Below are 8456 nucleotides of genomic sequence, written 5' to 3' on the forward strand. Positions count from 1 at the left end.
AGCATTTGTGGATGACTACAATCACCAACGAATCAAATCAAAGCTTAGAATGAGTCCTGTCCAATACCGTGAAAAATTTGAAGAAGCTGTTTAATTACATAGTGTCCAATTTTAGGGGGTCATTTCATTGCCTGAGGAGGCTCGCCAGTTCCCCCGCAGGAAAGCGAATCCTTCCCCACCGCCCCTAAACTCCCAAATAACATCTCGAAATCAAGTCTTCGACTATTCGGCCTTTTAATTGAATAAGACTTTTATAAAAATAAACAACAAGGTTTAACAGATCTATAACATAAAGTCACAAATTAAGCATAAAATTATAGGATGGTTGACGTATAATAAAGGTAGATAATCGTGTAGTTGAAAGGGGAGGCTAACGATGAAAGAGGAACGATTGCGGATTTTGAAAATGATAGAAGACGGCACCATTTCTGCAGAAGAAGGATCAAAACTGCTGGATGCATTAAACACAGATGAACAAACACATACTGTTTCGAAACAGGTAGACTGGGAAAACGGCGCTAAATCAGAGAAGAAGCAGCCCGATAAAAAGAAAAAGAATATCATGGATTATGTTGAACAGGCTTTTCAAAAAATAAAGAATGCTGATTTTGACTTGAATTTTGGTGACTATGTGGAAGTTTCCCATATCTATCAAAACGTGGATGATTCCTATGATCGCCTGACACTTTCTATTGCGAATGGTTCATTAACTTTGAAGTCCTGGAAGGAGTCTGCCACTCGTGTGGAATGCGAAGCGAAAGTTTATCAGGCGGAGGACTATGATGCAGCTAAAAAAAGCTTGCTCAAACAAGTTGATTTCAAAGTAGCGGATAATAACTTCACCTTAAGTTTAGAAGAAAAGAAAATTAAAGCAGATGTTACTGTCTATGTCCCTGAATCACTTTATGAAAAAGTTCATGCCAAGCTGTTCAACGGGGCGATTTCTTTAGAAAGACTAGAGCTGCATGACATGGAATTGAAGACCTCCAACGGTTCGATACATTTGGATCGAGTTAACGGTGTAGATGGTGATATCGAAACGTCCAATGGGACCATTCATGTTAAAGGAAGCTCCTTTGATGAGCTTGAAGCGGATACCATAAATGGTTCTGTAAAATTAAGCGGAGATTTCGGAAAGCTGGATGCTTCTACTGTCACCGGAGGTGTGACATGTGAATACTTCGGAGACAAAGCGCATACAGGATTTTTCCAAACGACAACAGGCAGCATTAACGTCCATCTTCCTCATCATGTCAAAGTAGATGGCAAGCTCCAAACCAATATGGGGAGTCTTAAATGTAATTTAGATCATGCGAAAATCTATAAAGAGAAAAATGAAGTGGTACGTAAAGAATTACTGTTTGTGATTAACGAACAGAAAGAAAAGGAATATTATTTAGAGGCAGAGACTAAGACAGGTTCGGTCACTGTTGAATAATATAAAGGAGGTAGAAGAGAATGGAAGGAAAATTAATGAGGTCAAAATCAGATCGTATGCTTGCCGGGGTGCTGGGCGGCTTAGCTGAATATTTTAATATAGATGCTACATTGCTTCGTATTATCTTTGTCGTGTTGACGATTCCTATCTCTCCTTTGATTCTTGTCTACCTTGCGGCCATATTCATTATGCCGAATGAAAGGAGAATGGATTCATGAAAAATTGGCTGCTCCATATTATCTTAAACGCTTTAGCGCTATTCATTGTCGCTGCATTGTTCCAGGCGGTGCACATCGATGGGGTAGCTGGAGCATTGCTGGCCGCATTTATTTTATCTATTCTGAATGCAATTGTGCGCCCGATTTTGGTTGTCCTTACATTACCAATTACGATATTGACGCTCGGTTTATTCTTATTTGTGGTCAATGCAATCACCTTATTGCTGACGGATGCTATATTAGGAAGCATGTTCGAAATTGACGGATTTTTCATGGCAATTCTCGCTGCCATCGTCATATCCCTCCTCAACTTGATTTTGAATTCTTTTGTTAAAAAATAATCCTCATAATACGACAAAAAATCGAGTATAACTTCTTGTTTATACTCGATTTTTATTTTTTTAAGTGAAATATTCAAACTTGCCTTCAGGAATATATCTCTCAATGTATCCCTTTAACGTATCTTTCATATCCTCTTGCTGTTCTTTTTTATAAACGTATTTCCCGATTCCGTATTTCCCCCATTTGTATTGTCGCTTTGTTTCATCCATCTCCAGTTTGCTCATCGGATAGTTTTTTTGAATCGTCTTTTTAGCAGGCTGTGTGAAGCGGTGCTGGATCAATTCAAACGTAAGATCTTTTTTGGCGAAATCGGGCAATTCGGCCTCCAGCTTTTCAAATAATTCACGGTATCCTTCTTTCCAATCGTCATATAAATAAATCGGGGCGATGATAAACCCCAAAGGATAGCCGGCGTTGGCTACTTTTACAGCGGCTTCAATCCGGTCGTCCAGCCTGGAGGTACCGGGTTCCAGATATTTGATGACATAATCAGCATTCATACTGAAGCGAAAACGTGTCTTGCCGTTGTGATTGGCATCCAATAAATGATCGACGTGGGCAAATTTCGTTACAAAACGGAGCTTTCCATATTCCGACTCTCCGAAATATTCAATTGCACTTTTTAAGGAATGAGTCAAATGGTCTATGCCTACAATATCGGAGGTGCAGGAGGCTTCAAACCTTGTTTGTTCTGGAGCTCGCTCTTTCATATACTTTTCTGCAGATTCGAAAACTTCTTCTATGTTGACGTATGTTCGAATATACGGTTTGCTCCCCATGGTGGTTTGAAGATAACAGTAGTGACAATGGCCCATGCATCCGGTAGCTAATGGAATGGCATATTCAGCAGAAGGTTTGGATGTGTCGAATTTTAAGGTTTTTCTTACTCCTACGACAAGAGTGGATTTGGCTACACGGTATTGCTGAAAATGATTGTCTCCTGGCAGATTCCTGACATGATTATGGGAGGTGGTTTCTCTTATTTCGATTCCCATATTTTGGAACTTTTCCTTAAGTTCTCTTCCAAGCGGGTAATCCAACGCCCTTGGCTCAATATACACGAGTTGTGGAATGAAGGGTTTTACCACGTGAGCTCACTCCCGCCGAAGTGATCAGCGTATGCCTGTTCCGCTTCAGCTTCGGTACGATAAATAGCTATTTCTTCTGTGAGCGGATAATAGGTTTCGTATAAAAAGAGAGCGAGCTGCTCCGGCTCTTCCGGATTACGGACTACAGCTGCTTCCTGTATATTTGCTACATTTTGTGTATGTGGGTTGCGATAGATGACATAAACGATATCCCCTGCATCCATGGAATCCTGCGGGTTTTGAATTTCCATAAAGTAACACCAGCCTTTTACGTCTTTTTTTCATTATTCCTCTCCAACATTCGATTATGAACAGTTGTGGGTGGTAAAATATGACGCCATTCTTAAATAACCGGTTTTTGTCCAAGTTATTTGGAAAAAATGCTACAATAGGATACAGTAATTGAGATGATAGTAGAGGAGGAGACGATATGTCGAAAGTTCGCACCCAGGACTTATTGGACAGATTCGAACTAGAATTGGTGACGGGCGAGGACGGCGTCCATCGTGAAATACATACGAGTGATATTTCCAGGCCAGGGGTAGAGATGACCGGTTACTTTAAGTTCTACCCGAAAGAACGGCTGCAGTTATTAGGAAAAACGGAATTATCTTATTTCAATGAATTGAATACGGAAGAGCGTAAAGACCGAACGGAAAAACTATGTACAGATGTCACCCCTGGTATCGTCATTACCCGAGGTATGGATATTCCACCAGAATTGATTGATTCCGCCAGGGAAGCTGGAGTGCCGTTAATGCGTTCTCCTTATAAAACGACTCGGGTCATCAGCCGGTTGACCAATTTTCTGGAGACAAAGTTTGCACCGTTTACTGCGATTCACGGGGTATTGGTCGATATTTATGGTATCGGAGTTTTAATCACCGGCCAAAGTGGTGTAGGTAAAAGTGAAACAGCACTGGAACTGGTGAAACGCGGCCATCGTCTTGTAGCCGATGATAGTGTGGAAATTCGCCAGGAAGACTTTGATACATTGATCGGGAATAGTCCGCCTTTGATCGAACATTTGTTAGAAATCCGGGGGCTGGGCATTATCAATGTAATGACCTTGTTTGGAGCGGGCGCAGTCCGGAATTATAAACGGATTTCCATGGTAATGAACCTGGAATTATGGGATCCGAAAAAGCAATATGATCGATTGGGCCTGGATGAAGATACGATGAAGATCATGGATGTGGAAATACCAAAAGCAACGATTCCTGTCCGTCCTGGAAGAAACCTGGCTGTCATCATTGAAGTGGCGGCGATGAACTTCCGCTTAAAGCGTATGGGAGTCAACGCGGCAGAGGAATTTTCACAGCGATTGACGAATGTCATCGATCGTGAAAAGCATATGGAAGAGTAAGGAGGAGTTTGTGTGTCGTGTAGTGCTGAAGCCCTTGACCGGGTGTTTTTACAGTTAGGCCCATTATCGATTTACTGGTATGGTGTTATCATTGCTGCTGGTGCTTATTTGGGTCTCTGGCTTGCTGTCCGTGAAACGGAGCGGCTGGGATTAAAAAAAGATTTGATGATCGATGCAGTCGTCATTGCTATCCCGGTTGCTATTATATCTGCCAGGATTTATTACGTCATATTTGAATGGGAACGTTATGCCGGCGGTTCTCTATTGGATATATTCGCTATATGGGAAGGTGGTATAGCAATTCATGGGGCGTTGATTGGTTCGGTAATTACTGCTATCATTTATGCCCGTGTGAAAAAAGTATCGGTCTGGATGCTGCTTGATATTGCTGCACCAAGTATTCTTCTAGGTCAGGCGATTGGACGCTGGGGTAATTTCATGAACCAGGAAGCCCATGGCGGCCCTGTATCAGAAAGTTTTTATAACAACTTTATGCAGTTCTTACCTGAATTCATCACCAATCAGATGTGTATCGGTGGAACGATGTATCATCCGACATTTTTGTACGAATCGGTCTGGAATATTATCGGTTTCGTATTACTTTTAGTCCTGCGACGCTATAATCCATTGCGTGGCGAGGTATTCTTAAGTTATGTCATCTGGTATTCAATCGGCCGCTTTTTCGTTGAAGGGCTGCGGACTGATAGCTTGTACTTAGTAGGAGATATCCGTACAGCACAGGCGATTTCAATTGTATTAGTAGTTGCGAGTATCGCAGCTATCATTTATCGCCGCAAATCGAAAATGGCGGACAAGCATTACAATGGAAAGAAAGCTTGAGATAAGGGGGAGGACTAGTGACAGGCATCATCATGAGAGGTTTAAAACAGGGCTTATCCGTGACATGGACATTAGGGAAAGTCATTTTTCCGGTTACGTTGATTGTCACCATCCTCCGATTCACTCCGGTTTTGCCATGGGCCATGGAGAAAATTGCTCCGTTCATGGCATGGCTGGGGTTGTCTGGAGAAGCGGCGGTTCCCCTGGTATTAGGTAACTTTTTGAATTTATATGCCGGCATCGCAGCCATCCTTTCCTTTGATTTTACCGTAAAAGAAGTATTTATTCTGGCTGTTATGCTATCGTTTTCTCACAATCTGCTGATTGAATCCACCGTTGCTTCAAGAGTAGGGGTCAGCTGGTGGTTCGTCATCGGTTTCCGGCTTAGTCTGGCTGTCATTTCTGCAGCAGTCATCAACCTGGTGTGGAAGGGTGGCAATGAGATGGCAGTTTATGGACTGGCGCCCAAACAGGAAGCCGCACCTGACGAATGGGGAGAAATTGTGCTGCAAGGCCTGCAGACAGCAGCGATGGGCATATTGCAATTGGCGTTGATTGTCATTACGTTGATGATGTTCATGCAATATTTAAGGGAAAAAGGCTGGCTGGACATATTCTCAGGCTGGGTAGCACCAGCGACGAGATTTTTAGGGATGGAACGCAATACTTCAATGACCTTGGTTGCTGGTTTGACGATCGGCCTGGCTTATGGAGCCGGAATGATGATCCAGGCAGTAAAGGAAGATGGAGTTTCCAGGAAAGATATGTACCTGGCAATGATATTCCTGGTTTCCTGCCACGCCGTTGTAGAGGATACATTGATATTTATTCCGCTCGGTATTCCGGTATGGCCGCTTTTGGCATTCCGGCTGATTACCGCTATTTTATTAACCGCGGCTATCGGATTCGTTTGGAATAGGCTAGAAAAGAATAGAGAGGAACACATCCATGAGCATAAATACAATACTCTTTGATTTAGATGGTACATTAATTGATACAAATGAATTGATTATCTCGTCTTTTACGCACACTACGGAACAATACGGGGACAGGTTGTACTCCCGCGAAGAAATTATGAGCTTCATCGGGCCACCACTTAGGGAAAGCCTGGCGAAGATAGATAAAGACAGGGTGGAAGAACTGGTTAATGTTTACCGTGAGCATAATATGAAGCATCATGATGAGTTAGTGGAAGCATATCCCACTGTAGTTGAAACCATCGAAACGTTAAAAGAAAAAGGTTATAAACTGGGAATTGTTACGACCAAGATGCGTCAAACCGTTGAGATGGGGCTGAAATTAACTGGTTTAAAAGAATCTTTTCCGGTTGTAGTCACCCTGGATGATGTGAGCAATGCGAAACCAGATCCTGAACCGATAAATAAGGCCCTTGAGCAACTGGACTCCACTGCTTCCGAGACACTTATGGTTGGAGATAATACCCATGATATATTAGCCGGCAAGAATGCCGGAACAAAAACAGCGGGCGTTGCCTGGACAATCAAGGGGAAGGAAGTTTTGGAAGCACTGGACCCTGATTTTATGTTGACCGAGATGAGGGAGATATTAGATATCATAGGGGGATGAACACCCATGCGTAAGACAGAGAGGTATCGTGTTGATCATGGCAATTCATTATGGCATATCTATAAAACAGTTCCCTTTTGGAAAGTAGTCAAGAATTTCCTTGTCATCCAGGCTGCCAGATACACTCCATTTCTAGGGGTGAAAAATTGGCTATACCGTAAATTTCTCCGTATGGAGGTAGGGAATCAGACAGCTTTTGCTCTGATGGTGATGCTCGATGTCATGTTCCCGGAAAAGATTTTTGTCGGTGAAAATAGCGTAATTGGATATAATACGACGATTCTTGCTCATGAATATTTAATAAAAGAGTACCGGCTTGGGGACGTCAGAATCGGGAATGAAGTCATGATCGGTGCAAACTCAACCATTCTCCCAGGAGTGGAAATCGGTGACGGCGCCATTGTTTCTGCAGGTACCCTGGTTCATAAGGATGTGCCCGCGGGATGCTTCGTCGGAGGTAATCCAATGCGGATCATTTATACGAAAGAGGAGTTGCAGGACCGGATGGACCGGGATGAATTCTTTGCGACGGAAGGCAGGCCGGAACTATGATTGAGCAGAAAATTCTCCCTGCGGTGAAAAAGATGAAGGATTTTGAAAAGCTGCTGGAGAGCGACAGTGATTATATCGTTTTATTGGATACGAGAGTTTCCCAGTTGAAGCATTTGGTTCGATACGGCCAAAAGGCAGGGAAGCGTGTGTTCGTCCACACGGATTTAATTCAAGGGTTGAAGACGGACGATTATGGCATGGAATTCCTCGGGCAGGATATCAAGCCGGATGGTGTCATTTCTACAAGAGCCAGCGTGATTCAACAGGGTAAAAGGTATCGTATGACAGCCATACAGAGAATGTTTTTGATTGATAGTCATGCGATAGATCATAACCTGAAACTGATCCAGAAAACGAAGCCGGATTATGTCGAACTGCTCCCCGGAATCTTACCGGAGCAAATAGCATTTATCAAAGAAACCCTGGGAATCCCTATCATAGCAGGCGGGCTTATCCGCAATCAGCAGGAAGTCGATCAGGCGATTGAAGCCGGTGCCACTGCTATTTCAACATCACGCAGCGATTTATGGAATTTCTAAATCGCTGCTTTTTTCTTGTTACAGATAAGCTCCCTTTAATGGAAGACTCAGTTTCGAGACGTTAGGTAGTAATTATGGTGACTAGGAAAACGGATCGCTTTCCGTGGGCATGTGGTGAGCTTCCTCAGGCGACGCCTTGCGGGATCTCACCGCTCATGTTCATCCCACAGGAGTCTCACCGTTTTCCCAGCCACCATACGTTCGTTAGTTTCTCGAAACATCCATCAGAAATAGAGTGCTTTTGGAGCAGAATATACGGTCAATTTACCATTGTAATAGGATTCTCATCACAAAATAGGGCTGGACTTTCCACACGCGATTTCGAGTATCTTATATGGCAAGGGGCGTGGGGGAAGGGTGAGACTCCTGCGGGAAAGGATAGACTGGCAAGACCCCGCAGAGCTTTAGCTCGAGTTATCATGAACGAAAACTAGCTCCTTACTCGTAAAATCGTAGGTTAATCTGGTTAGAATGGTTACTGCCAAA

The 8456-nt window shown here is 43.2% G+C and carries 12 protein-coding genes; 10 read left to right on the forward strand and 2 right to left on the reverse strand.

Going from position 1 to position 8456, the window contains the following annotated elements; translation table 11 throughout:
- Window positions 1-7 precede the first annotated feature (7 nt).
- From ACGTNI_RS19685 to ACGTNI_RS19700, 4 genes are all read left to right on the forward strand, one after another.
- The gene (locus ACGTNI_RS19685; RefSeq protein ID WP_394464209.1) at window positions 8-94 is read left to right on the forward strand and encodes an IS3 family transposase; all 87 of its coding nucleotides are present in this window, start codon (window positions 8-10) and stop codon (window positions 92-94) included.
- A 282-nt stretch (window positions 95-376) separates the two neighbouring features.
- Complete coding sequence (locus ACGTNI_RS19690) at window positions 377-1438, forward strand: DUF4097 family beta strand repeat-containing protein (protein ID WP_394464204.1); 1062 nt, start codon at window positions 377-379, stop codon at window positions 1436-1438.
- 20 nt (window positions 1439-1458) lie between these two features.
- Entirely contained in the window at window positions 1459-1656 is a 198-nt protein-coding gene (locus ACGTNI_RS19695) for a PspC domain-containing protein (protein WP_085505912.1), read from the forward strand.
- Window positions 1653-1997 (forward strand): phage holin family protein, encoded by a 345-nt coding sequence (locus ACGTNI_RS19700; protein WP_085505911.1) that lies wholly within the window; start codon window positions 1653-1655, stop codon window positions 1995-1997. The genes ACGTNI_RS19695 and ACGTNI_RS19700 overlap by 4 nt, the downstream gene beginning before the upstream one ends.
- A gap of 60 nt (window positions 1998-2057) precedes the next feature.
- Here the strand turns inward: ACGTNI_RS19700 and splB are convergent, their stop codons facing one another.
- Both splB and ACGTNI_RS19710 read right to left on the reverse strand, forming a co-directional pair.
- On the reverse strand, window positions 2058-3086 hold the full coding sequence (gene splB / locus ACGTNI_RS19705) for a spore photoproduct lyase (RefSeq protein WP_085505910.1): 1029 nt from the start codon (window positions 3084-3086) through the stop codon (window positions 2058-2060).
- Window positions 3080-3337: a transcriptional regulator SplA domain-containing protein gene (locus tag ACGTNI_RS19710; protein ID WP_085505909.1), complete on the reverse strand. Its 258-nt coding sequence runs from the start codon at window positions 3335-3337 to the stop codon at window positions 3080-3082. Before ACGTNI_RS19710 ends, splB begins: the two co-directional genes overlap by 7 nt.
- A 179-nt stretch (window positions 3338-3516) precedes the next feature.
- Here ACGTNI_RS19710 and hprK point away from each other — a divergent pair, with 179 nt between their 5' ends.
- The 6 genes from hprK to ACGTNI_RS19740 are packed head-to-tail and all read left to right on the forward strand — an operon-like array spanning window position 3517 to window position 7970.
- The gene (gene hprK, locus ACGTNI_RS19715) at window positions 3517-4452 is read left to right on the forward strand and encodes an HPr(Ser) kinase/phosphatase (protein WP_062441263.1); all 936 of its coding nucleotides are present in this window, start codon (window positions 3517-3519) and stop codon (window positions 4450-4452) included.
- A gap of 12 nt (window positions 4453-4464) precedes the next feature.
- Entirely contained in the window at window positions 4465-5292 is an 828-nt protein-coding gene (lgt, locus tag ACGTNI_RS19720; RefSeq protein WP_085505908.1) for a prolipoprotein diacylglyceryl transferase, read from the forward strand.
- A gap of 17 nt (window positions 5293-5309) precedes the next feature.
- Window positions 5310-6266, forward strand: coding sequence for a nucleoside recognition domain-containing protein (locus ACGTNI_RS19725; protein ID WP_394464205.1), 957 nt, complete (start codon window positions 5310-5312; stop codon window positions 6264-6266).
- Window positions 6241-6879, forward strand: a complete 639-nt coding sequence (ppaX, locus tag ACGTNI_RS19730; RefSeq protein WP_394464206.1) for a pyrophosphatase PpaX — start codon at window positions 6241-6243, stop codon at window positions 6877-6879. Before ACGTNI_RS19725 ends, ppaX begins: the two co-directional genes overlap by 26 nt.
- Before the next feature lie 6 nt (window positions 6880-6885).
- Window positions 6886-7431: an acyltransferase gene (locus ACGTNI_RS19735; RefSeq protein ID WP_394464207.1), complete on the forward strand. Its 546-nt coding sequence runs from the start codon at window positions 6886-6888 to the stop codon at window positions 7429-7431.
- On the forward strand, window positions 7428-7970 hold the full coding sequence (locus ACGTNI_RS19740) for a glycerol-3-phosphate responsive antiterminator (protein ID WP_394464208.1): 543 nt from the start codon (window positions 7428-7430) through the stop codon (window positions 7968-7970). Before ACGTNI_RS19735 ends, ACGTNI_RS19740 begins: the two co-directional genes overlap by 4 nt.
- The last annotated feature ends 486 nt before the right edge of the window (window positions 7971-8456 follow it).

The sequence above is a fragment of the Thalassobacillus sp. B23F22_16 genome (assembly GCF_043496955.1).
Classification (GTDB): domain Bacteria; phylum Bacillota; class Bacilli; order Bacillales; family Halobacillaceae; genus Thalassobacillus; species Thalassobacillus devorans_A.

What these genes read in the sequence shown, in the direction of transcription:
- ACGTNI_RS19690 (WP_394464204.1), top strand. Translation starts at nt 377, where the DNA reads ATGAAAGAGGAACGATTGCGGATTTTGAAAATGATAGAAGACGGCACC.
- ACGTNI_RS19695 (WP_085505912.1), top strand. Translation starts at nt 1,459, where the DNA reads ATGGAAGGAAAATTAATGAGGTCAAAATCAGATCGTATGCTTGCCGGG.
- ACGTNI_RS19700 (WP_085505911.1), top strand. Translation starts at nt 1,653, where the DNA reads ATGAAAAATTGGCTGCTCCATATTATCTTAAACGCTTTAGCGCTATTC.
- ACGTNI_RS19710 (WP_085505909.1), bottom strand. Translation starts at nt 3,337, where the DNA reads ATGGAAATTCAAAACCCGCAGGATTCCATGGATGCAGGGGATATCGTT.
- hprK (WP_062441263.1), top strand. Translation starts at nt 3,517, where the DNA reads ATGTCGAAAGTTCGCACCCAGGACTTATTGGACAGATTCGAACTAGAA.
- ppaX (WP_394464206.1), top strand. Translation starts at nt 6,241, where the DNA reads ATGAGCATAAATACAATACTCTTTGATTTAGATGGTACATTAATTGAT.
- ACGTNI_RS19735 (WP_394464207.1), top strand. Translation starts at nt 6,886, where the DNA reads ATGCGTAAGACAGAGAGGTATCGTGTTGATCATGGCAATTCATTATGG.
- ACGTNI_RS19740 (WP_394464208.1), top strand. Translation starts at nt 7,428, where the DNA reads ATGATTGAGCAGAAAATTCTCCCTGCGGTGAAAAAGATGAAGGATTTT.